Genomic DNA, 24,965 nt, shown 5'->3' with positions numbered 1-24,965 from the left:
CCAAAAGAGCACGCTTTTGGGACACACTTATTTTTTAAAGTAATTCGTCAATTTCCTGCAACACTTCTCCAATTTTACGACCATGTATAAGCAAATCTGCCCAATCATCTAATGGCGTCGGTTCCATGTTCACAATCACTAATTTGGCCCCGCTTCGTTTCGCGATGACAGGAAGTTCGTTAGCTGGTGACACTTGTAAAGAAGAGCCGAGCACAATCCATAAGTCTGCTCGTTCGGCTGCTGTCCATGCTTGTTCAAACGCATCATACGGTAACGATTCCCCGAATAAAACAACGGAAGGGCGCAAAAAGCCGCCGCATGTGCACGTAAACTGTTCCTCTACATACTGTTTTGCGTCGTATGTTTGCCTGCAACGCGAGCAATGCACTGTTCGCAACGTTCCGTGTAATTCAATGACATTTGTACTGCCTGCTTGTTGGTGAAAGCCGTCGACATTTTGCGTGATGATTTGATGAATAAGCCCCCGCTTTTGCCAATCGGCCAAAATCATATGCCCGACATGTGGCTTACATTTAAGCAACGTACGAATACGATATTGATAAAATGCAATAAACTCGTCTCGGTTATGTTGCATCGCATACGTACTTGCTAATTGTTGTGGATTTTTCGTGCGCCAAAGCCCTGATTTTGCCGAACGAAAATCGGGAAGCCCGCTTTCTGTAGACATTCCTGCTCCAGTAAATACAATTGTATACGAAGACTCTTTCAACCATTTTTCTAACATTCCGTACCCCTCCTTTTTATCTACCAATAACTACTTCTTTCTTCGCCCTTTTCTTCCTTTATTTTCACATATGTTTATAAGGAAAATAAGGACTTTTGATTCATGCCCATGAAAATAGGCAAAGTATAATAAGAAGTAAAGGCACAGCTAAGGAAACTTAGCGTCGCAAAGCTATAGGGGCTAACGGGATACCTATGCCAGCCAGCTGCCATTACCAAAAAAATATACATATGAAATGGAGGAAAGGGTAATGTTTAAAAAAGGATTACCAATTTTACTAGCATCGATGCTCGTTGCTTCCCCAGCTTTTGCAGCGAAGCATGATGGAGCAAAATATGTACAGAAAAGTCAGCTTGTCGTGAAAAAGGAAGAAGCGAAGAAAAAACAAGAGTTAGCTAAGCAGAAAAAAGAAGAGGCAAAAAAGAAAAAAGAACAACAAATGTTAAAAAACAAATTGGCAGAACTAAATAAAAAGTTAAGCAAGATTGAAGTGCGTGTAAACGAGGTGACAATAGCGCTTGAAGCGTTTAGCACGCCGAAAGAACAACCAACTGAACAACCAACACAACCACAAAGTGAACAAACAACAGAGGAAACGACACAAGTAGTCAATGAACAAGATAGCGCTACTGTGACTACGACTGAACAATCACCTGTCGTGCAATCGGATAAAGACGACGAAGCGGAAAAACAAGAAGAGTTAGATCAATGGTTTGGGAAGCTTATTGCTGCTTCTAATCAATTAAAAGCAGTAAAAAATGAAATTCGTGCGTTAGAAAAGAAAGTATCTAAGAATGATGTCAACGTACAAGCGTTGAAAGAAAAAGTAAAGGCGTTAGAAGAAAACGTACAACAAAATAAAAAGAAGTTGCTTGAACTGTTATAAGGGTGCCTGTTGGCGCTCTTTTTTTGCATATTTTCGCGTGAAACACAAATGATAATAATCGTTCGAAAGGAGGGAAGCGAATGAACATCACACGTGCGCAACAAATTGCTCAGTCACCCGATATGAAAAATGTAACGTATAACGGAAAAGCCGTGTATATTGAACATGTCGATGTACAAACGGAAATGGCAACGATTCATTTTTTAAACAACCCAGAAAAACAACAGCGCGTTCCGATTTCACAGCTAGAGGAGCATTAAGTGATGGGGATGTGACAAAGCAACTTGTTTGTCACATCCTTTTTTGTTGGAGTAAATCAATCAGTAAGTGTACAAGTTTGTTGTTTTTCATTGTCGGCGAATAAAGATAAGAAAATGTTCGATAAAAAGGAGAATGTTTAACGTAAACAATCGATAAGTTTTTATGATTCAACTCCTGTTCAATGACATGACGTGAAAGGAGGGCTAAACCGTTTCCGTGCATTAACGTTTCTTTTATTCCTTGATTGCTGCTAATAATTATCAGTGATTTTACTTTTAGCCCATTTGAACGAATAAAATGGTTAAAATATTCACGTGTGCCAGACCCTAATTCGCGTGTAATCCATAGTTGGTTTTGTAAATCGTTTATCGATACTTCCTGTTTGTGAGCGAGAGGATGATCGTTAGACGCAACGATGACTAGCTCATCTTGCATAAATGGGTACACCACAAGCTCTTTTTCATTTGTTTGACCTTCAATTAAACCGATATGTGTTTGATACGTACGAACGAGCTCTACAATTTCTTTTGTATTGCCGATGATCACTTCCAATTGTAATTCTGGATAATCGTTTTGTAAGGCGCATAAAAAAGTAGGTAGCACGTATTCTCCGATCGTAAAACTAGCCCCAATTTTTAATGTTCCTTTCACACAGTCGTGATGTTCCAAAATATCTTGTTTCGTTTGTTCGTATAACGTGATCATTTTTTTTGCTCGATCATAAAGCAATTCTCCCGTTGGCGTCATTTGTAGCTCTTTTGGTGAACGAATAAATAGTTTTGTTTGAAACTCTTTTTCTAAATTTTTAATGTGCAAACTTACACTTGGTTGAGATAAATGAAGAATTTCTGCTGTTTTTGTGAAATTTTTCACTTCAGCTAATGTAATAAATGTTTTTAATTGTTCGTACATATCGTTCGCTCCTTAGTTATTAAAAAAATAAATAGTTCTGATAATTTATATTTATTTTACTAATTTTATTTTTTAAGGTAAAGTCAAATAAAACATACTTGATTTATAGGAATAGTAGAAAAATGAGAGGTGAAACATGTTGCCATTTCAAGTGACAAATAGTCCATTTAATGAAGAACAAGTCGAGCTCCTCAATCGGCTTTGGCCAACGTTAAATTCCGCACAAAAACTTTGGCTAAGTGGGTATTTAGCTGCAACCGAGTCGGTCGGAGCGCTTCAACAAGAAGCATCTGCAACGAAGGAAGTGACCGTTCTTTACGGGTCGCAAACAGGAAACGCGCAAAAACTAGCGGAAAAAGTAGGAGAAACGCTCAAACATCGCGGGTTTCATGTCACCGTTTCCTCGATGCTTGATTTTAAGCCAAACGAGTTGAAAAAAATAAATACGTTGCTCCTTGTTGTTAGCACATACGGAGAAGGGGAACCACCAGATAACGCCTTGTCATTTTACGAATTTCTTCATAGCAAGCGCGCGCCAAAACTCGATCATCTTCGTTTCTCTGTATTGGCGCTTGGCGATACGTCGTATGAACATTTTTGTAAAACGGGAAAAGATTTTGATAAACGGCTAGAAGAGCTAGGCGGAAAGCGGTTATACGAACGCGTCGATTGTGACGTCGATTATGAAGAAAAAGCAGCGAAATGGCTAGAGGGAGTGCTTGGTGAGTTAGATAAGCAAGGAGCCATTTCCGTAGCAACAACTTCATCTGCACAAGCGAAGCCAACGACTATTTATTCACGAAAACATCCGTTTCAAGCGGAAGTATTAGAAAATATCAATTTAAATGGACGCGGCTCAAACAAAGAAACACGCCATATCGAATTATCGCTAGAAGGTTCTGGGCTTGTGTTTGAACCAGGCGATGCGCTCGGCGTTTTTCCAAAAAACGATCCAGAGTTAGTTGATTGGATGATAGCAGAAATGAAATGGAGTTCAGAAACATTAGTTTCTGTAGAAGAAAATGACGAACCATTACGAGAAGCGTTGCTATCCCGTTTAGAAATTACCGTACTGACAGAGCCGTTGTTACAAAAATTAGCTGAATTTTCGAAAAATCGCGAGTTTCATGCGCTTCTTTCTGAGGAACAAGAAGCGAAGCGAAAAGACTATATGAAAGGGCGCGATGTATTGGATGTCCTTCGCGATTTCGGCCCGTGGGAGATGACACCACAGCAATTTGTCTCTTCATTACGAAAGTTGCAACCGCGCTTTTATTCAATTGCAAGTAGCTTACTAGCTTATCCGGATGAAGTGCATATGACTGTTGGAGCGGTTCGTTACGAAGCACATGGGCGTTTGCGAAAAGGAGTTTGTTCAACGTTTTGTGCTGAACGTCTACACATTGGCGATAAACTTCCTGTGTTCGTTCATCAAAATCCGAATTTTAAACTCCCGAAAGATACACATACGCCAATTATTATGATTGGACCAGGTACGGGAGTGGCGCCGTTCCGCGCTTTTATGCAAGAGCGTGAGGCGATTGGCGCGAAAGGGAAATCATGGTTGTTTTTTGGTGACCAACATTTCGTGACCGATTTTCTTTATCAAAAGGAATGGCAAACGTGGCTAAAAAACGGTGTGTTGACGAAGATGGATGTTGCCTTTTCACGCGATACGAAAGAAAAAGTATACGTGCAACACCGAATGATGGAACAAAGCAAAGAACTGTTCCGATGGTTAGAAGAAGGAGCAGCCGTTTATGTTTGTGGCGACAAACAACGCATGGCACGAGACGTTCATGAGACGCTTATCCAGATTATTGCGAAAGAAGGAAAGATGACGAGTGAACGAGCGGAAGCGTATGTGGCGGACATGCAAAAACAAAAACGTTACCAACGTGACGTATATTAGGGGGGATGATTGTGGAAAAGTTTGTATTAACACCGCCGGATGGACCACCAAGCGACGTTGAGCGCATTAAACGAGAAAGCAACTATTTGCGCGGAACGTTGAAAGAAACGATGGAAGATCGCATCACTGCCGGCATTCCAGAAGATGATAACCGATTGATGAAATTTCATGGTAGCTATTTGCAAGATGATCGTGATTTGCGAGCCGAGCGGCAAAAACAAAAATTAGAGCCAGCGTATCAATTTATGATTCGTGTTCGTACCCCAGGTGGCGTAGCAACACCAGAGCAGTGGCTTGCGATGGACGAATTGGCGAGGACGTATGCGAACGGGACGTTGAAACTTACGACACGACAAGCATTTCAGTTTCACGGCGTATTGAAATGGAATATGAAAAAAACGCTCCAAGCCATTAACGAGGCACTGCTTACGACGTTAGCGGCATGCGGTGACGTCAACCGAAACGTCATGTGCAATCCGAATCCTTACCAATCGGAAGTGCATGCAGAAGTGTATGAATGGGCGAAAAGATTAAGCGATTATTTATTACCACAAACAAGGGCGTATTACGAAATTTGGTTAGATGAAGAAAAAGTAGCTGGAACACCGGAGGTAGAACAAGAACCAATTTATGGGCCGCTTTACTTGCCACGAAAATTTAAAATTGGTATCGCTGTTCCACCGTCAAACGATGTCGACGTGTTTTCACAAGACCTTGGATTTATTGCGATTGTTGAACACGGAAAGCTGACGGGATTTAATGTAGCGATCGGTGGCGGCATGGGAATGACGCACGGTGATCGCACGACATATCCGCAGCTCGCAAAAGTGATCGGTTTTTGTAAACCAGAACAAGTGATTGATGTGGCAGAAAAAGTCGTTACCATTCAGCGTGATTACGGCAATCGCTCCGTACGTAAACATGCTCGTTTTAAATATACGATTGATCGGCTTGGTTTGGATGCAGTAAAAGCAGAACTAGAACGTCGGCTTGGATGGAATTTAGAAGAAGCGCGCCCTTACTATTTCGAGCATAATGGCGACCGCTACGGTTGGGTTGAAGGTGTGAACGGAACGTGGCATTTTACGTTATTTGTCGAGGGCGGACGGGTGAAAGATACAGATGATTATCCACTGATGACAGGCTTGCGGGAAATTGCAAAAGTGCATACAGGTGATTTCCGTCTTACCGCTAACCAAAACTTAGTCATCGCCAATGTGCCAAGTGAGAAAAAAGAAGAAATTGATGCGCTTATTAAGCAATATAAATTAACAGATGGGAAACATTATAGTGCCCTTCGTCGTAACTCGCTAGCCTGTGTGGCTTTGCCAACGTGTGGATTAGCGATGGCAGAAGCAGAGAGATATTTGCCGACACTCATTGATAAAATTGAGGAAATTGTTGAGGAAAACGGGCTTCGTGACGAGGAAATAACGATTCGCATGACCGGCTGTCCGAATGGCTGTGCCCGTCATGTCCTTGGGGAAATTGCATTTATCGGTAAATCTGTCGGCAAATATAATATGTATCTTGGGGCTGCATTTGACGGTAGCCGTCTCGGTAAATTGTATCGGGAAAATATCGGAGAAAAAGAAATTTTATCTGAACTTCGTACGCTCCTTTCTCGGTACGCGAAAGAGCGATTTGATGGTGAACACTTTGGTGATTTTGTTATTCGCGCAGGTATTGTAAAAGAAGTGACAGATGGAACAAACTTTCATGACTAAACAAATCGTCTTCCCGTTTGGGAGCCGATTTTTAATTTTACTGAAACATAAATTAACAAAATATTTAAATAAATATGATATTCAATTAACAAAAGAGAATTAAAATGAAAAGCAAGAAAAGTGAATACAGAAAAGGTAGAGAAAAGGAGAAACCATAACAACAGCGTAGGGGTCATTCTGCCGTTGTTTTCGGTTTCTCTTTTGTTTATGTGAGGGGGAAGAAGCATGTTTCTACAAGAAAAATTTATTGCAACTATTAAGCATCCAAAGCATATGGAATATTTCCTGAAAACGAGATGGAAAACAGCATTTTTACAAACAGGAACGATTAGTGTCATAAAACGATATGTTGATTTGTTGAAAGAGAACGATCGTTATGTGTTCATACATGTTGAAAAGATCCCTGGTATTACTTGTGATAAAGAGGGATTGCAATTTTTAGCAAAATTTATCCGGCCACACGGAATTGTCACGACAAAAAGTTCACTTATTCATTTAGCAAAAAAAGAAAAGTTGTGGGCGATCCAACGATTGTTTTTAGTAGATACGGATGCAATGATGAACGGTTTGCATTCAATTCAGCAAGTGGCCCCGGATGCGTTGGAGGTTATGCCCGGCATTGTACCAGAGATGATTGAGCATTTAGTCAAAAAGACGAATATCCCAATTATTACAGGTGGATTAATTCAAAATAAAAACCAAATATTACAATCTATACAAAAAGGAGCACAAGCTGTATCAAGTGGTAACCCAGAGATATGGAAATTAGTTGAGGAAGAGGGGATATAATGATTGAATTAATAAATGTTCGTAAATCGTATGATGGGAAAACATTTGTCATTGATGACATAAGCATACAAATTCGAGAAGGAGAATTTTTTGTGCTTGTTGGACCTTCAGGTTGCGGTAAAAGTACATTACTTCGAATGATTGCTGGATTAGAAACAATTACAGAAGGACAATTAAAAATAGCTGGGAAGGAAATGAATTTTGCTCATCCAAGTGAGAGACATTTGTCAATGGTGTTTCAAAATTATGCTTTATATCCTCATTTAACAGTTGAAGAGAATATTGCACTAGGTTTGCACAGGAAGAAAATGTTGAAAAAAGAGAAAAGAAAAAAATGTTTGGAAGTATCGGAAATGCTCGGTTTAACAGAGTACATGAAAAAGAAGCCGCGCCATCTTTCAGGGGGACAAAGGCAGCGAGTAGCTTTAGCGCGTGCCATTGTTGCAGAAACTCCGATTTGCTTAATGGATGAACCGTTATCGAATTTAGATGCTAAATTGCGTTCACATATGCGTACATATATTCGTCAATTGCAACGGCAATTAGGTATGACAATGATTTATGTTACACATGATCAAGTAGAAGCCATGACAATGTCTGATCGAATGATGGTGTTGTGTGACGGACGAATTCAGCAGGTGGGAGAACCTCTGCAAGTGTACAACAGCCCTAATAATGTGTTTGTTGCTTCGTTCATAGGGTCTCCCCCGATGAATATGGCAAAAGTACAGCGACTTTACGACTCTTTTTTACTGCAACACGAATGGATTGTGAAAATTGCTGGCGATGCACATGTTCCAAATGAATGCGTCACAATTGGTGTTCGACCGGAGCACATTAGATTGGCTCATTCGCACGAACCTCATGTTTTGTTAGAAGTCATCCATGTCGAAAGATTAGGTACGGAAACACTTGTCACATTCAGATTGACTGAACATGATCAATGGATTGCACGCTGGCATGGACAACATCAGATCGAAGTAGGACAGCAAGTGCGAATTGCTATTGATGACGAACGTATCATATTCTTTGACGACAAAGGAAGAAGAGTGAAAAGGGAGGAAGATTCTTATGCCGCATACGGTGAAACGAGTTATTGAAGGGGGAATGTATATTCTTCCTTCCTTGCTACTATTCTCGATTTTTGTATTTTATCCAATGATTCGCACACTTTATTTGAGTATGCATATGACAGATTTTCAAGGGAATCCAACGACTTATGTCGGATTTGAGCACTTCGTTTATTTATTTGAAGATCGCAATTTTAAAGAAAGTATGAAAGCGACATTTTTGTTTGTGATATATACCGTACCACCAACTGTCATCATTTCTTTATGTTTGGCTCTTTTGGCGAATGAGAAATTACGAGGAATACAATTATTTCGTACATTTTTTTCATCAACGTTAGGGATGAGTGTGGCAGCTTCCTCTGTTATTTGGATGTTTATGTATAACCCTGCTGTCGGAGTAATCAATAAGATTTTAATCGCGCTCGGTGGAGAAGAACGGCAATGGCTACTCAATCCAGATACAGCTTTAGCGGCGGTTGCCGCAGCTACAGTTTGGATGAATATTGGATTTGCTTTTTTAATCTTGTTGGGTGGGTTACAAAATATTGATTCTACATTGTATGAAAGTGCAGAAATTATAGGGATGAGTCGTTTGTATCAGCTATGGCGAATTACTTTGCCGCTGTTGTCCCCCACTTTGTTTTTCGTTATAACTGTTTCGCTCATTCACGCTTTTCAAACGTTCGGACAAATTGACATATTGACGAAAGGAGGACCAATGAACACAACGACAGTTCTTGTATACTCTATCTACCGCGAAGCGTTCGTTAATTACAACTTCGGATTTGCGAGCGCCCAGGCAATCGTTTTGTTTTTCATCGTTTTAATTGTGACTGTTGTACAATTTACTTTTGCTGAAAGGAAGGTGCATTATCAGTGAGCCTTCTAATTAAAAAAATTAGTCTATATGCAATATTAGTTATTTGTACCATCATCATGATGTTTCCAATTGGATATGCATTTTTAATTAGTTTTTTAAGCGGTGCGGAGTTATTACAGGGGAAATGGTGGCCAACAACTTGGTCAATTAAAAATTATGTTATAGCTTTTGAAAAAGTTCCTCTTGGTCGTTATTTATGGAACAGCTTTGTTGTCTCTTTCATCGTTATGGTTGGGCAGCTAGTTGTCTCTAGTTTGGCAGCATTTGCATTTGTATTTCTTCGTTTCCCTGGGAGAGATCTTTTGTTTTTCCTAACCATTTTAACAATGCTGATTCCTTGGGAAGCGACGGTCATTCCAAATTATTTGACCGTTCAATCTTTTGGATGGACAAATAACTATCTTGGTTTGACAATTCCTTTTTTTGCATCAGCATTCGGTATTTTTTTACTCCGTCAACACTTTAAGACGATTCCGTTTGAATTGTATGAATCAGCACAAGTGTCAGGAATGAAACATTTTCGCTTTTTTTGGTATGTTGTTTTACCTTTGTCGAAGACGAGTTTAGCGACTTTAGGAGTTTACAGCTTCTTAACGACATGGAACATGTACTTATGGCCACTTCTTGTGACGAATGATGAGAGTGTGCGTACCGTTCAAATTGGTTTAAAACAAATGCAAACTCAAGAAATAGCTACTGAATGGGGGGTGGTGATGGCTGCAGTTATGATTATCATTTTGCCAACATTAATTTTGATATTTATCGGACAAAAGCAACTACAAAAAGGTTTAATGCAAGGAGCAATCAAATAATGAATAGGGGGAAAACAGAGTGAAAAAGTGGATATCTACTTTGCTTATTGCATCAACTTTAGTTGGATGTAACAGCGGAAGTGACGAAACGGTATCAAAAACAAATGATCAAAAAGATGAAGAACAACAAGTCCAAAAAACAGAAGTTGTATTTTGGCATGCGATGAGTGGGGACTTGGAAAAGGCGTTAAATGAAATAGTTGCTGATTTCAATGCTTCACAATCAACAATTGAAGTAAAGCCTGTATTTCAAGGGACGTATGAAGAAGCGTTAACTAAGTTCAATGCGGTAGCAGGAACAAAAGACTCTCCGACTTTAATGCAAACATTTGAGATCGGAACAAAATACATGATTGAAAGCGGAAAAATCGAGCCTGTTCAAAAGTTTATTGATGAAGAAGGATATGACGTATCACAATGGGAAAAAAACATTGTAAACTACTATACAGTAAATGGAACAATTTATTCTATGCCATTTAACTCGTCGACTCCAGTACTCATTTACAATAAAGATGCTTTTAAAGAGGCAGGTTTGGATCCTGAAAAACCACCAATGACATATAGTGAGTTGAAGGCGGCCGCAAAACAGTTAACGAAAGACGGCAAATACGGATTTTCGATTTTAAATTACGGTTGGTTTTTTGAACAGATGCTAGCTGTTCAAGGTGGCCTTTATGTGAATGAGGAAAATGGTCGAAAAGGTGAGGCAACAGAAGTAGCTTTTAACGGAAAGGAAGGGCTACGTGTATTTGAATTAATCTATGATATGTATAACGAGGGTACTTTTTATAATGTAGGTCAAAATTGGGATGACATGCATGCAGCGTTTCAATCAGGGAAAATGGCTATGTATCTAGATTCATCAGCTGGGGTACGCACGATTGTGGATAGTGCGCCGTTTCAAGTAGGAGTGTCCTATTTACCGATTCCAGATGACGTGGAGCGGCAAGGTGTCATTATCGGAGGAGCTTCATTGTGGTTGATGAAAGATGTAGACGAGGAGAAGAAAAAAGCAGCGTGGGAGTTCATGAAATATGTGACAACACCAGAGGTGCAAGCGAAGTGGCATGTAAATACGGGTTATTTTGCGGTTAATCCATCTGCATATGATTTACCAATTGTGAAAGAGCAGTGGGAGAAATATCCTCAGTTGATGGTGACGGTAAATCAATTAAAAGAAACAAAAGCAACACCAGCTACTCAAGGGGCATTAATTTCTATCTTTCCACAAGCTCGCCAAAAAATTGTAAGTGCAATGGAAAGTCTATATCAAGGTGTCGAGCCAAAGGAAGCACTTGAACGAGCGGCAAATGAAATTAACCGGGAGCTAGAAATGGCGAAAAAAAGATAAGAGGGGTGCCCACTAAGGGCATCCTTTCATCATGTGAGAGGTGAAGTTGTCATGTACATTTATGCGCATCGAGGATTCAGCGGTGAATATCCTGAAAATACAATGATCGCTTTTCAACAGGCATATGATTTAGGTGTAGATGGTATAGAGCTAGATGTGCAAATGACGAAAGATGGGGAGTTAGTGGTCATTCATGATGAACGCATTGAACGAACGACTGACGGAATTGGTTATGTAAAAGACTTTTCTTATCGTCAACTTTGTCGTTTTGACGCAGGAAGTTGGTTTCATCCACGTTTTGCAGGAGAACGTATTCCAGCATTAACAGACGTTTTAGATTGGCTAGCTAATCAAAAGAGATCAATTGTTTTGAGCATTGAGTTAAAAAATGGTATAATTCAATATGATGGGATGGAAGAAAAGTTACTAACGTTGTTGGATTCATATCGTTTATGGAACCATCATGTCATTATTTCATCTTTTTCTATTCAGAGCCTATATAAGATGCGGCAACTCGCGAAAGACATCAACCTTGCCCTGTTAGTGGAAGGAACTGAGCAAAATGTATTAGATGTTGCTCGGTCGTTAAACGTAAAAGAAGTTCACGTCGACTGGACATTTTTTATTTCAGCAGAAGGGGAGAAAGTAAGGCAAGAGGTAGATACTTGTGTATACACAATTAACGAGGTATCATTGCTTAACAAGCTGATCGGAAGTGGCGTGAAAGCAATCATGACCGACTTTCCTGATCGTATGATTAGGAGATGAAAGGGATATGTATTGGTTGTATTTGTCGATCGCAATTGTATTTGAAGTTTTAGGGACGACTGCGATGAAATGGTCGAACGGTCTTACCAATGTGTGGGCAACAGTAACGATGATAATTAGTTACGGGATTAGCTTCACGGCACTTGCTGTAGCTTTGAAAGGAATTGATGTATCAGTTGTTTATGCCATTTGGTCAGGGTTAGGTATTGTTTTCATCTCACTCGTCGGATTTTTCTTGTTTCAGGAAATAATGAGTGCCAAAAAAGTGATGGGGATTATTTTTATTCTTTTCGGAGTTATCCTATTAAAAACAAGTTGAATAAACATAGGAGGTCATTTTATATGATCGTTACAACAACAAATAGCATTGAAGGAAAGCAAATTGAGCAATACCTCGGTTTAGTGTCTGGTGAGGTGATTTTAGGGGCTAACGTCGTACGCGATTTTTTAGCGAGCATTACAGACATTATCGGTGGGCGAAGTGGAACGTATGAAAGCAAGTTAGCAGAAGGACGTGAAATGGCTGTGCAAGAAATGGTGAAAAAAGCGCGCAATATGGGAGCAAATGCAGTAATTGGTGTCGATCTTGATTTTGAAACGTTGCGCGATGGCATGATGATGTGCATTGCGACAGGTACAGCGGTGAAGGTGAAGGAATAGGGAATGTGAGAAGAAGCGGAATCGGCTTCTTCTCTTTTAATTAAGGTAAGAAAACATTCTTGTTAGAAAGGTTTTCGGGGACTTGAAAGAAAAAAGCTCTCTTGGTATGAAGAGGGGGTGCCGATGGAAAGTTGACCCTAACATCAGACGTACACAAAATTGCGAAATTGAACACTTGTGGTGAAGAACCTTTGTTTTTTTCTCGTGTATGCATGGCTTGGGGTGTCATGAATGATTGACAATACCGACGTAATATATAAAAATCACACAAAGCGTTCAGAAGAACAGGCAGTCATCGCCCTTGGTGGAGATGCGGGAGTGAAAGCCCGCCTGAAGTTTTGTGAATGAAGTCGATCCATAGCGGGAGGGGCTATAGATTTTTGTTTTACCACTATGCAATAGGCGAGCTCGTTACGTGACAAGGATGGTGTGTGTTGCCATTGTCGTGTTTTTGTTGTATAATTGTGCATAGAATAAACGCTGTCGTTCGTATGGATGGCAGGTCAAGAAGGGAGCGGCATCGTGTCGCTCCTTTTGTTTTTCATGTGGGGAGGGATGTTTTTGTATTCACGAATCGCCTTATTTATTGATGGCGGGTATCTTGACAACATATTGAAATGGCATGAAAAAGCAAAAATTGATTATGGTAAGCTTGCTGCAGCTATGGCTAACGACCACTTGCTTCTAAGAACGTACTACTATCACTGTCTCCCTTATCAATCTCCAAACCCATCTTTAGAGGAAAAAGAGTATTTTTCCAATGCTCAAAGTTTTTTCAAAAGATTGAACAGGCTAGAAAGCTTCACTGTTCGAGAAGGAAAACTTGCATTCCGCGGTATTGATGATCGCGGTTTGCCTGTGTTCGAGCAAAAGCGTGTCGATGTTATGCTAGCGACAGACTTAGTGATGCATAGTACGAAAAAACTGATTACGCATGCAGCTCTTTTAACAGGGGATAGCGACTTTTTGCCAGCGTTGCAAATTGCACAATCAGAAGGGGTGCATATTACTCTCTATTATTCTGATGAAAGCGACGACATTCGTCCGCACGATGAACTGTTGGATATTGTAGATGATCGGAGGTTGATCAATAAGGAGTTCATCCACAGCATTAAAAGAGGATCATGACATAGTGTATTACATTGGTCATTGAAACAAATCTATGCTCCAATAGAGAGGACAGTGCATATGAAAAAAGACCGCTATATTTATCCGGCTATTTTCGATGATGACAGTGACGGGATATCTGTGGAATTCCCTGATCTTCCTGGATGTTTCACGTGTGGCGATACAGAAGAGGAAGCGATGCAAATGGCAAAAGAGGCATTGGCACTGCATTTATACGGATTAGAACAGGAGAATGAAGTCATTCCGAATCCTTCAAAATTGTCGGACATTCCATACAAAAATAATAAAACCGTTGTCTTTATTGAAGTATGGATGCCGACTTTTCGACACGAAATGGAAGCTTAGCTATAAAAAAGACGTTAACGATTCCAAAATGGCTTGATGATTTAGTGGAAGAACAGTATGTGAACGATTCGCAAGTTCTGCAAGATGCATGAAAGAAGTATTTACGTATTTACGAGAGTGAAATGCCCTCTTCCTTGACAATGAGGGAGGGGGCTTGTAGTATTTTTAAAAATGATAAATATAGAAATGTCATGTTTTGTCGAATGTCTGTTCTTGTAAAATAATGTCGGGTATAATAAGACATAGATAGTTTGTTCGGATATATAGGGGGTTTTTGTAGTGACAACGCCATACCAAAGCCAATATTTTGCTTACGAGCTAACCCGGCAACATTCTTCACGTTCAATCGGTCGGTTAAGTCAGTCACTAATTAACGCGACAGTTGATTTAAACCCTCATCAGGTAGAGGCGGCTTTATTCGCTTTTCGCGCCCCGCTTGAGAGAGGAGCGATTTTAGCCGATGAAGTAGGATTAGGAAAAACGATTGAAGCAGGGCTCATTATTAGCCAATTGTGGGCGGAACGAAAGCGCAATATCCTTATTATTGTACCGCCACCACTAAGGAAGCAATGGAATCAAGAACTTTGGGAGAAATTTTATATCCCGTCGATCATTTTGGAAAGCAAAAACTTTAATGAAATGGTGCGTTTAGGACACCGCAATCCTTTTTTGCAACAAGATCAAATTGTCATTACTTCTTACCAATATGCACGCAATAAAGCGGACATGTTACGAAAAGTAAATTGGGATCTAATTGTTTTTGATGAAGCTCACCGGATGAGAAATGTATATAAAAAATCGAACAAAATTGGCAGAACTTTACGTACGGCAACAGCTGGATGTCCGAAAATTTTACTTACCGCTACCCCATTGCAAAATTCATTAATGGAATTATATGGATTGATTAGCTTTATCGACCCACATATTTTCGGGGATGAAACGACATTCCGGCGCCAGTTTGCGCGTGGGGCAAAAGAAATGTCAGATGCGGATTTTCTCGATTTGAAACGACGCATTAAACCTGTTTGCCACCGAACATTGCGTCGGCAAGTAACGGAATATGTGAACTATACGCAACGCATCCCGATTACGCAAGAGTTTATGCCGACGAACAATGAATGGGAATTGTACGAAAAAGTATCGGCGTATTTGCAGCGGGAACAACTTTTTGCGTTGCCAACAAGCCAGCGGGCGCTAATGACGTTAGTTGTCCGAAAATTGCTTGCTTCTTCTTCGTTTGCAATTTCTGATACGCTGTATTCTCTCATTCAACGACTTGAACAATTATTAAGGGATGTAGAACGAGGAAAACTTGAGACAGCAGCAGAATGCTCTGACGTTTACGAAGATGTAGATGAATTTAGTGAAACAGCAGAAGAATGGGAAGAAGAGGAGCAGCCAATACATAACGGGTTGTCATTTTCTGAAATGAAGCAGCTGATTTTACAAGAGAAACAAGAACTAGAACAATATTATGAGCTCGCGAAATCGATTCGGGAAAATTCAAAAGCGGAAGCGCTATTAATCGCTCTCGAAAAAGGATTTGAGAAATTAAAAATGATAGGCGCGAATGAAAAAGCAGTTATTTTTACCGAATCACGCCGAACGCAAGCGTATTTGCGCGAATTTCTTGAACGCAATGGGTATGCAGGGAAAATCGTATTATTTAATGGGAAAAATGAAGATGAACAGTCAAAACAAATTTATGCACAGTGGCTAGAAAAACATCAGCACAGCGACAAAATAACTGGCTCAAAAACAGCGGATATGCGGGCAGCTCTTGTAGAGTATTTTAAAGAGCAGGCATCGATTATGATTGCAACAGAATCAGCATCAGAAGGAATTAACTTGCAGTTTTGTAGCTTAGTTGTTAACTATGATTTGCCATGGAATCCACAGCGCATTGAGCAGCGGATCGGTCGCTGCCATCGATATGGACAAACACATGATGTCGTTGTCATTAATTTTTTGAACCATAAAAACGAAGCGGATAAAAAAGTGTATGAAATTCTTTCTGAAAAATTCCGGCTGTTTGAAGGAGTTTTTGGTTCTTCAGATGAAGTGTTAGGCGCGCTTGAATCGGGTGTCGATTTTGAAAAACGAATCCAGCAAATTTATCAAACATGCCGCACAGCAGAGGAAATCGAGCAAGCGTTTAAACAATTGCAAGCAGAATTAGACGAGCAAATTCAACTGAAAATGAAAGAAACGCGTATGCACTTGTTAGAGAATTTCGACGATGAAGTGCGGGAGAAGCTGCGAGATCATTACCATCAAACAAGCTTGCATCTCAATCGGATGGAGCGCTATCTTTGGAGTTTATCTAAATATGAAGGTGCAAAAGAAGCGGTATTTGATGATGAAACGTTAAGTTTTACGAAAGACGATGAAACGTACCAAATGATATCGCAAGCGAAAAAACAAGAGCGTTCAAACGTCCATCATTATCGTTTTTCTCATCCGCTTGCTCAAAAATGGATTGAGCAAGCAAAGAAGAGAAAACTTATACCGAAAGAAATTACATTCCGTTATTCTGATTATGAAGGAAAAGTTAGTATTTTAGAGCAGTTGATGGGAAAAGAAGGATGGCTTTCGTTAGATTTGCTTCATGTTCAATCGTTGGAAAACGAGCAGCATTTGATTTTTTCAGCAATTGATTTAGAAGGGGAGCAGCTCGATCAAGAAATTTGTGAAAAAATGTTTGAATTGCCTGCTGTGGAAGGGGAGGAAGTTGAGCTTTCCAGTTCGATTTGCAATACGCTTCGTCGAATTAGTGAAGGACAACAAGAAGCGATTTTAAATGAAATTATGGAAAGAGCATCTGCTCATCTTGATTCAGAGTTAGAAAAGCTGGAAAAATGGTCACAAGACTTGAAAAATAAGCTCGAAAAAGATATAGATGAAATGACGGTGGAAATCGAGCATTTGAAGCGGGAGGCGAAATTAACACGCAATCTTGCCGAAAAGCTAGAAATGAACAAGCAAATTAAAGAGCTGGAAAAAAAGCGAAATGAAATGCGACGAAGTCTTTATGACCAGCAAGATGAAATTGATGAACAAAAAGACCGGCTGTTTGAAGAAATCGAGAAAAAACTTGAACAACGCACCGCAACCGAACACTTATTTACTATCAAATGGAGAATCGTATAGCAACAGGAGGGAGTACATTGGCACAAAAACTAGAGTTAACGTGGATTGGCAAAGGCGAGCAGCCAAAGCTCGAACCGCGTATTCTTCTTGAAGACCCGAAGCTTTCCTATCACGCAAAAGAACGTGTGACGGAAAACGACATTTTTGATAATCGATTGATTTTTGGGGATAACCTATTAGCATTGAAGGCATTGGAGCAGGAGTTTGCTGGGAAGATTAAGTGCATTTACATCGATCCGCCGTATAATACAGGAAACGCGTTTGAACATTATGATGATGGATTGGAGCATAGTATTTGGTTAACATTGATGAAACAACGTTTAGAGTTGTTGAAAACGCTTCTATCAGAGGAAGGTAGTATCTGGATTAGTATAGATGATGATGAGGGACATTATCTTAAAGTAATGGGTGATGAGATTTTTGGGCGCTCAAATTTTGTAGCCACTTGTGTATGGCATAAAAAACATACAAGAAGTAATGACGCAAGATGGTTTTCGGATAATCATGATTTTATATTAGTTTGGGCTAAGAACAAAAACGTTTGGAGACCAAATCTATTACCGAGAACAGAGGAGAGCTTAAAAGGGTATGCGAATCCAGATAATGATTCGCGAGGACCTTGGACATCTGGTCCTTGTCATGCCAAAACACCTAACCCAAAGGATATATATCCTATTACTACGCCATCTGGGCGTGAAGTTTGGCCACCTCCAGGGACAAGTTGGAGATTTTCAAAAGAGAAATTTAAAGAATTAATCGATGATAATAGGATTTGGTTTGGAAAAGACGGAAATAATATTCCACGCTTTAAAAGATTTCTTTCTGATGTTCAAGACGGCTTTGTACCAACAACCTTGTGGTTTAGAGATGAGGTTGGAGATAATCAAGAAGCCAAAAAAGAAGTGAAATCATTTAATAACCAAGATGTATTTGCAACTCCAAAACCCGAACGTTTAATACAACGAATTATTCATTTAGCAACTAACGAAGGCGACTGGGTTCTTGATTCTTTTGCCGGTTCTGGTACGACTGGGGCGGTGGCGCATAAAATGGGGCGTCGTTGGATTATGATTGAACTTGGTGAACATTGCCATACGCATATTATTCCGCGAATGAAGAAAGTGATCGATGGGACCGATCAAGGAGGAATTAGTAAAGCGGTGAATTGGAAAGGTGGGGGCGGCTTCCGCTATTACAAGCTGGCGCCAAGCCTGTTAAAGAAAGATAAATTTGGCAATTGGATTATCAATCCGGAATACAATGCGGAAATGCTGGCGGAAGCGATGTGCAAACATGAAGGATTTACGTACAATCCAGACCCGGAAGTGTTTTGGAAGCAAGGTCAATCGACGGAAAACGATTTTATTTATACAACAACACAGCTTGTTACGCAGCAAATGGTGGAAGGCATTGTAGAGCAAATGAAAGAAAACGAGACATTGCTCATTTGTTGTAAGGCGTTTAATGTCAACGTAGATGACTTCCCGCAAGTGACAATTAAAAAAATTCCGCAAGCGATTTTAAACAAATGCGAGTTTGGTCGCGACGATTACAGTTTAAATGTCAACAACTTACCAATGAAAGAAAAAGAACCAGAACAATTAGAGCTATTTTAGGGGGGGAGAGGTCATGAATCGTATCGTTAGCGCTATTTCATCCCGTCTTAGCTTGCGTAAACCACAGAAAGAGTCGTTAGAAATTCTTGCCGAAGTGATTGAGCACTTCGGCTTAAATAAACAAAACGATCCCCAATCGTTACAAGAGAAGTTAGCTGCTGTTAACGCGAACTTTCCAAGCGTAACAGATTTTGAACGCGAATTTCCTTCGCTCTGCTTTGCGTTGGCAACAGGCGTCGGGAAAACACGGCTGATGGGGGCGTTTATTGCTTATTTACATATGGCGAAAGGAATTCGCAACTTCTTTGTGTTAGCACCGAACTTAACGATTTATGAAAAATTAATCCAAGATTTTACACCAAATACACCGAAGTATGTATTTAAGGGGCTTTCATCGTTCGCAAATAAACAGCCAAATATTATTACAGGGGATAACTATGAACAACAAGCCCTCTTTTTAGAAGATCCTCTAGCTGTAAATATTAATATTTTCAATATATCTAAGATTAACAGCGAAGTAAGGAGCGGAAAATCGCCGCGTATTAAACGGTTAAGTGAATATTTAGGACAGAGCTATTACGATTACTTAAAATCGCTTCCTGACCTTGTGCTATTAATGGACGAATCGCATCGTTATCGCGCAACGGCAGGGGTAAAAGCAATTAACGAATTAAATCCGATTCTTGGTTTGGAATTAACTGCGACCCCGCAAGTCGAGAGCGGAAGCAAAACGATTCCGTTTAAAAACGTCATTTACAGCTATCCTCTTTATCAAGCGATGGAAGATGGGTATGTAAAAGAACCTGCGGTTGCCACAAGGGAAAATTTCAATCCGGGGAAACTAAATCAGGATCAGTTAGAGCGTTTAAAACTTGAAGACGGCGTTCGAGTTCATGAAGAAACAAAATTAGAACTAGAACTATATGCGCGTGAAAATAACGAAAAATTAGTGAAGCCGTTTATTCTTGTTGTGGCTCAAGATACGAAACATGCAGAAGATCTCATGAATATGATGGAGAGCGAAGACTTTTTTGAAGGGCGTTACAAAGGAAAAGTCATTACCGTTCATTCCAATCAGCGTGGGGAAGAAAAAGATGAAACCATTAAGGAGCTGTTAGCGCTTGAAGATCCTCATTCAAAAGTAGAAATTGTTATCCATGTGAATATGCTAAAGGAAGGTTGGGACGTCACCAATTTATATACGATTATTCCACTTCGTGCGGCAAACTCAAAGACGCTAGTCGAACAATCGATCGGTCGCGGTCTTCGTCTTCCGTATGGAAAACGAACAGGTGTGCCGGGGGTTGATCGTTTAACGATTATTGCTCATGATAAATTCCAAGAAATTATTGACGAGGCGAACAATCCTACATCGATTATCCGCCGTGGTGTTGTCATTGGTCGAGACGTAGCACAGACGGAGAAAAAAATGGTTGTCGTTGAATCAAATGTAGAAGCTACGCTCATTGAGCAACTTGTCGGTGAAAATAAACCTGTTACTCCTGAGGAAGAAACGAAAATGGAACTAAAGAAAAGTATTGCAGAAACTGTGGTGAAAACGATTGCTAATAAACAAACGTTGTATAGTTCCAAACAATTAAAAGACCCGTCAGTTCAACAACAGATTATTCACGAAGTCAATGAACTTTACACATCGTCCCAGTTGTCCTGGTTTGAAGAAGAGCCGCAAAAAATCGTCGAAAACATGGTGGCAAAGGCGGTTGAACTAATTCCAGATTTGACGATTGAAATTCCAAGGGTGATTTTACAACCGACGGGCGACATTTCATGGGGGTATTACGATTTTGATTTAGATTGTAGCGTGATCCCGAAATTACAGCCAGTTGCCGAAAATATTTTAATTGAGCATTTACGTACTCATCAAAGGGAATTATTGCAAATCAAAAAAGATGTTCAAGAGATAGAAGAGCAGTTAGAGAATTATATTGTGTTTCATCTCATGGACTATCCGAACATTTCTTATGATGACCATGCGGAAGTGCTATATAAACTATCAGGACAACTGATTGGCTATCTTCGCAGTTATTTGAAAGAAGAAGATGTAAAAAATGTTGTCGTGTATAATGCCAAACGACTAGCTCAATTTATTTATGCGCAAATGAAAGCACATTATTATGAAGAGCAAACGAATTATGAAGCGATTGTTCGGGTAGGATTCGACACATTAAAGAGCAACGTAGTAACCGTCGATGCTGATGAAGAAGTGCGCGATTTCCGCCAACCGATTACGAATAAATCCTCGATTCGTGGCATGTGCTTTGGCGGCTTTACAAAATGTTTATATCGAACGCAAAAATTCGAATCCGACGCCGAACGTAGATTCGCCGTCATTTGCGAAAGTGATCCATCCGTTTTAAAATGGCTGAAGCCGACACAAAATCACCTGAAAATTTACTACAACCAGACAAAAGCATACATTCCGGACTTCATTGTGGAAACAAACGAAAAAATGTATATATGTGAAATCAAAGCGACCAATAAAATCGAAGACGATAAAGAAGTTAAAGCAAAAGCGAAAGCAGCAATCACGTGGTGTCAACACGCTTCCGACCACGCTCGTGCAAACAACGGAAAAGAATGGGTATACTTGTTAATCCCGCACGATGATGTTGATTCGAATAAGACGATAAAAGGGTTGGAGGCGCTATATAGACAAAATTAGCGAAGAAAGATACAGCTCAGCCACCCATTTACGACAGAAGTTGCTAAAACTTCTGTCTTTTTTTTGTTTTTAACGACAGAATTCGACAGATTTTTTTGTGGAATTTATTTAAGATAAGGGTGGATGCTTGTGAGGGGAGGTTTCAGAATATGAAATTACATAGTCTCTATTTAAAGAATTTTCGAGGATATAGGGAGGAAATGATAGATTTTTCTGAGGGTATGAATGTTATTATCGGCAAAAACGATATTGGTAAATCGACAATTATGGAAGCATTAGAAATATTTTTTAACGGTGAGAATAAGGATGCTCTAGTGAAACTAGAGGTAGAAGATTGTAATGTAAATAGTACAGAGAAAGTTATAGAAATAGGCGCATGCTTTACATTCGAAGAAGAGGAAATTACAGTAATAGACTCTTCTAATCCGACATCCCTGAAAGATGAGTATTTATTAAATAAAGACGGATTACTAGAAATTAAAAAAATTTGGGATTGCTCTAAAGATAAAATAACAGCTTCAAGTTTAAAGGTTTATTTAGTAGCACACTATCCAAAAGGAATTGATAAACCTTTGATTACTCTGAAGCAAGAGGAGTTAAGAAGAGAGTTGCGTAACATTGCTGAAGAGATTGATAATTATGATTTAGTTAATAAAAATAAAAACGCAGAAATGAGAAAGGCATTATATAAATATTTGGTAAATGAAAAGACTGAATTTGAAACAAGGTTTATTGAAATTCAAAAAATTGATAAGGATAGTAAAGATATTTGGGAGAAAATCAAATCAAATTTACCATTATATTTTTTATTTCAGTCAGATCGGAGTAACTCTGACAATGATAGTGAAGTGCAAAATCCTCTTAAAATTGCCACGAAAAAAGCATTAGCGGAGATGGAAGATCGATTAAACACTGTTGTAAAAGAAGTTGATGAAAAGGTTTCGACTATTGCAGAAAATACTATTAATAAATTAAAAGATTTCAATGGTCAAATTGCAAATAGGCTAAAAACTAAGCTTAATCATAAACCTTGGGATTCCTTATTCTCTTTCCAACTAGAAAGTGACGATGGTATTGCATTAAATAAGCGGGGAAGTGGTATTAGGAGATTAATTCTTATAAGTTATTTTCGTGCTGAAGCGGAAAGAATTGCGGAAGAAAGAAATAATAAGAATATTATCTATGCAATAGAAGAGCCTGAAACTTCTCAACACCCAAACTTTCAAAGGATGATTATTGACTCGCTCCTAAAAATTAGTTCGGATGATAAGCATCAAGTTATTATCACAACTCATACACCAGAAATTGCAAAAATGGTAAATTTGGATAGTTTGATTTTTATAAGTAAAGATGAATATGGTCCTAAAATAGTGAGAGAAGAAGAAGAAAAGCTGAAGGGGATAGTCAAATCACTAGGAATTTTACCAACTATTGAATCAAAGGTAGTTATTTGCGTTGAAGGGGAAAATGATATTAACTTTATAAGAAATATTAATCAAGCTATTGATGATTTCAAAAGTATAATAGATTTAGAAAAAGCCAATATAAGCATGATTGGAATGAAAGGGAGTAACCTAGTAAACTGGGTAAATAGAAACTATTTAAAAAATTCAAATGTTATTGAGTTTCATCTCTATGACAATGATAGGGAGGATTATAGAAAAACAATAGAGGAGATTAAAGCTAATAATGATGGAAGAAGGTTTGGAGAAATAACTTCAAAACGCGAAATGGAAAATTATATTCCACCAGAATTGATTGAAGAAGAGTTTGGTATAAATTTAGACTTAGAAAAAATGAATTGGGATAATGTAGATGTACCAAAGCTTTTGGTAAGTAAAATTATGCAACATATCAAATGTTCCAAGAAAAGAGAAGAAGCTATAAAAGGGTGCTTGAATGGACAGCTTTCTAAGAAAATTACAAAAGAACATTTAATCTATTGCAATAGCTATGAAGAAATAAAATCATGGTTTGAACAAGTAGCGTATTTATACAATAAAAATTGGTATGAACAGCTTCTTCAATCTCCTACAACTTCTTTAAACAATTAATATTTATGTTCGAGAGGATAGTGTTACTGTTCGCCTATCGAGTACGGTACCTCTGCATTGCGATCCAAAAAGTAGATAATATAAAATCGGTTTGGTTTCGGTGCCTGTCACCTGTCGACGATAAAGGGGCAAATTTTATTTTTTATAGAAAGGAGTTATTCACATGATCGTTACAACAACAAATAGCATTGAAGGAAAGCAAATTGAGCAATACCTCGGTTTAGTGTCTGGTGAGGTGATTTTAGGGGCTAACGTCGTACGCGATTTTTTAGCGAGCATTACAGACATTATCGGTGGGCGAAGTGGAACGTATGAAAGCAAGTTAGCAGAAGGACGTGAAATGGCTGTGCAAGAAATGGTGAAAAAAGCGCGCAATATGGGAGCAAATGCAGTAATTGGTGTCGATCTTGATTTTGAAACGTTGCGCGATGGCATGATGATGTGCATTGCGACAGGTACAGCGGTGAAAGTGAAGGAATAGGAAATTTTGGGGAGAAGCCAAGTCGGCTTCTTTTTTCTTTTTTACGGTTGAGCGTGTATTCAAAATTTCGTTGAGAAACTGACATACAATGTTCAATGATGAACGAATTCTAAAGTGCATATATTTTTTACAATAAAGATTGTGATACATTCAACAGAATAAAGAGACGTTTTTCGTTAAAATGAGGCGAGGAGAGTGAGTGAGATGAGGTGGGTTCCTTCACGATTTAATGCAATCTCGCATACAGATTCAGGTGAAATGATCATTTACAATAGTTATACAGGTGCCATTGTGGCAGTTGATGAACAAGAAAAGTCTGAAGTATTGTATGCATTACGCAAGGGGATAGGCGATGAACGAGCTGATATCTTTCAAACGCTTGTACAATGTGGATTTTTAGTTCCAAACCAAACGGATGAAAGACGGCGAGCGCAATTTTTACATGCTTCCATGCATCGAACAGATGTCATGCATCTTATTATTTTACCGACTGAAGCATGTAATTTTCGCTGTACATATTGTTATCAGGACTTTGCCCGCGGACATATGAAGCGGGAAATCATTGAAGGGTTGAAACGTTTTTTAGAACAAAATATGGCACGGTTACGACATTTAACGGTTAGTTGGTTCGGTGGAGAACCGTTATTGTTAAAGCCGATGATAAAATCCCCAATATAGCCGGAATAAAATTCCCCACTTACAATAGAACCATAGTGTCAATGAGAGGAGCTATGG

The 24,965-nt window shown here is 39.2% G+C and carries 22 protein-coding genes and 1 riboswitch; of the genes, 20 read left to right on the top strand and 2 right to left on the bottom strand.

The annotated features are described in order from the left end of the window. Positions 1 to 34: 34 nt before the first annotated feature. Positions 35 to 745, bottom strand: coding sequence for an NAD-dependent deacylase (locus EKC99_RS10785; RefSeq protein WP_163151826.1), 711 nt, complete (start codon positions 743 to 745; stop codon positions 35 to 37). Between the two features lie 130 nt (positions 746 to 875). Continuing rightward, positions 876 to 958, top strand: a riboswitch (cyclic di-GMP riboswitch). A 37-nt stretch (positions 959 to 995) separates the two neighbouring features. On the opposite strand from EKC99_RS10785, the gene EKC99_RS10780 reads away from it, so the two are divergent. Both EKC99_RS10780 and EKC99_RS10775 read left to right on the top strand, forming a co-directional pair. Then, positions 996 to 1,631 (top strand): coiled-coil domain-containing protein 22, encoded by a 636-nt coding sequence (locus EKC99_RS10780; RefSeq protein ID WP_163151824.1) that lies wholly within the window; start codon positions 996 to 998, stop codon positions 1,629 to 1,631. 80 nt (positions 1,632 to 1,711) lie between these two features. Continuing rightward, positions 1,712 to 1,891: a small acid-soluble spore protein H gene (locus EKC99_RS10775; protein WP_006321816.1), complete on the top strand. Its 180-nt coding sequence runs from the start codon at positions 1,712 to 1,714 to the stop codon at positions 1,889 to 1,891. A gap of 31 nt (positions 1,892 to 1,922) precedes the next feature. Here EKC99_RS10775 and EKC99_RS10770 read toward each other — a convergent pair whose 3' ends face one another. Next, positions 1,923 to 2,804, bottom strand: a complete 882-nt coding sequence (locus tag EKC99_RS10770) for a LysR family transcriptional regulator (RefSeq protein WP_009360919.1) — start codon at positions 2,802 to 2,804, stop codon at positions 1,923 to 1,925. Positions 2,805 to 2,940: 136 nt separating this feature from the next. On the opposite strand from EKC99_RS10770, the gene EKC99_RS10765 reads away from it, so the two are divergent. The 18 genes from EKC99_RS10765 (at position 2,941) to EKC99_RS10680 (ending at position 24,908) form a co-directional block, all read left to right on the top strand. Beyond that, positions 2,941 to 4,716, top strand: a complete 1,776-nt coding sequence (locus EKC99_RS10765) for an assimilatory sulfite reductase (NADPH) flavoprotein subunit (protein WP_019417194.1) — start codon at positions 2,941 to 2,943, stop codon at positions 4,714 to 4,716. Between the two features lie 5 nt (positions 4,717 to 4,721). After that, positions 4,722 to 6,443, top strand: a complete 1,722-nt coding sequence (gene cysI / locus EKC99_RS10760) for an assimilatory sulfite reductase (NADPH) hemoprotein subunit (protein ID WP_033383304.1) — start codon at positions 4,722 to 4,724, stop codon at positions 6,441 to 6,443. A gap of 225 nt (positions 6,444 to 6,668) precedes the next feature. Beyond that, positions 6,669 to 7,232, top strand: coding sequence for a glycerol-3-phosphate responsive antiterminator (locus EKC99_RS10755; RefSeq protein WP_129000197.1), 564 nt, complete (start codon positions 6,669 to 6,671; stop codon positions 7,230 to 7,232). Next, positions 7,232 to 8,332, top strand: a complete 1,101-nt coding sequence (locus tag EKC99_RS10750; RefSeq protein WP_163151822.1) for an ABC transporter ATP-binding protein — start codon at positions 7,232 to 7,234, stop codon at positions 8,330 to 8,332. Before EKC99_RS10755 ends, EKC99_RS10750 begins: the two co-directional genes overlap by 1 nt. Further along, positions 8,304 to 9,182, top strand: coding sequence for a carbohydrate ABC transporter permease (locus tag EKC99_RS10745; protein ID WP_021094815.1), 879 nt, complete (start codon positions 8,304 to 8,306; stop codon positions 9,180 to 9,182). The genes EKC99_RS10750 and EKC99_RS10745 overlap by 29 nt, the downstream gene beginning before the upstream one ends. A 56-nt stretch (positions 9,183 to 9,238) precedes the next feature. Then, positions 9,239 to 9,994: a carbohydrate ABC transporter permease gene (locus EKC99_RS10740; RefSeq protein WP_163151846.1), complete on the top strand. Its 756-nt coding sequence runs from the start codon at positions 9,239 to 9,241 to the stop codon at positions 9,992 to 9,994. A gap of 19 nt (positions 9,995 to 10,013) precedes the next feature. Next, positions 10,014 to 11,345, top strand: a complete 1,332-nt coding sequence (locus EKC99_RS10735) for an ABC transporter substrate-binding protein (protein ID WP_240468851.1) — start codon at positions 10,014 to 10,016, stop codon at positions 11,343 to 11,345. A gap of 51 nt (positions 11,346 to 11,396) precedes the next feature. Beyond that, entirely contained in the window at positions 11,397 to 12,113 is a 717-nt protein-coding gene (locus EKC99_RS10730; protein ID WP_163151820.1) for a glycerophosphodiester phosphodiesterase, read from the top strand. Positions 12,114 to 12,120: 7 nt separating this feature from the next. After that, positions 12,121 to 12,432 (top strand): DMT family transporter, encoded by a 312-nt coding sequence (locus EKC99_RS10725; protein ID WP_163151819.1) that lies wholly within the window; start codon positions 12,121 to 12,123, stop codon positions 12,430 to 12,432. 23 nt (positions 12,433 to 12,455) lie between these two features. Further along, complete coding sequence (locus EKC99_RS10720) at positions 12,456 to 12,773, top strand: YbjQ family protein (protein ID WP_003397450.1); 318 nt, start codon at positions 12,456 to 12,458, stop codon at positions 12,771 to 12,773. Between the two features lie 555 nt (positions 12,774 to 13,328). Beyond that, complete coding sequence (locus EKC99_RS10715) at positions 13,329 to 13,901, top strand: NYN domain-containing protein (RefSeq protein WP_240468850.1); 573 nt, start codon at positions 13,329 to 13,331, stop codon at positions 13,899 to 13,901. Positions 13,902 to 13,961: 60 nt separating this feature from the next. Then, on the top strand, positions 13,962 to 14,246 hold the full coding sequence (locus EKC99_RS10710) for a type II toxin-antitoxin system HicB family antitoxin (RefSeq protein ID WP_240468849.1): 285 nt from the start codon (positions 13,962 to 13,964) through the stop codon (positions 14,244 to 14,246). Between the two features lie 279 nt (positions 14,247 to 14,525). Then, complete coding sequence (locus tag EKC99_RS10705; protein ID WP_163151815.1) at positions 14,526 to 17,396, top strand: SNF2-related protein; 2,871 nt, start codon at positions 14,526 to 14,528, stop codon at positions 17,394 to 17,396. Positions 17,397 to 17,413: 17 nt separating this feature from the next. Then, positions 17,414 to 19,012, top strand: coding sequence for a site-specific DNA-methyltransferase (locus tag EKC99_RS10700; protein ID WP_163151813.1), 1,599 nt, complete (start codon positions 17,414 to 17,416; stop codon positions 19,010 to 19,012). A 13-nt stretch (positions 19,013 to 19,025) separates the two neighbouring features. Beyond that, positions 19,026 to 21,695 (top strand): DEAD/DEAH box helicase, encoded by a 2,670-nt coding sequence (locus EKC99_RS10695; protein ID WP_163151811.1) that lies wholly within the window; start codon positions 19,026 to 19,028, stop codon positions 21,693 to 21,695. Positions 21,696 to 21,844: 149 nt separating this feature from the next. Then, positions 21,845 to 23,749: an ATP-binding protein gene (locus tag EKC99_RS10690; RefSeq protein WP_064213978.1), complete on the top strand. Its 1,905-nt coding sequence runs from the start codon at positions 21,845 to 21,847 to the stop codon at positions 23,747 to 23,749. A 163-nt stretch (positions 23,750 to 23,912) separates the two neighbouring features. Beyond that, positions 23,913 to 24,230, top strand: coding sequence for a YbjQ family protein (locus tag EKC99_RS10685; RefSeq protein ID WP_003397450.1), 318 nt, complete (start codon positions 23,913 to 23,915; stop codon positions 24,228 to 24,230). 204 nt (positions 24,231 to 24,434) lie between these two features. After that, complete coding sequence (locus EKC99_RS10680; protein ID WP_240468848.1) at positions 24,435 to 24,908, top strand: radical SAM protein; 474 nt, start codon at positions 24,435 to 24,437, stop codon at positions 24,906 to 24,908. Positions 24,909 to 24,965: the final 57 nt, after the last annotated feature.

Origin of the sequence: Anoxybacillus sp. MB8, assembly GCF_011006755.1 — a bacterium.
GTDB lineage: Bacteria > Bacillota > Bacilli > Bacillales > Anoxybacillaceae > Anoxybacillus > Anoxybacillus gonensis.
This window is presented reverse-complemented; position numbering and strand designations above follow the sequence as displayed.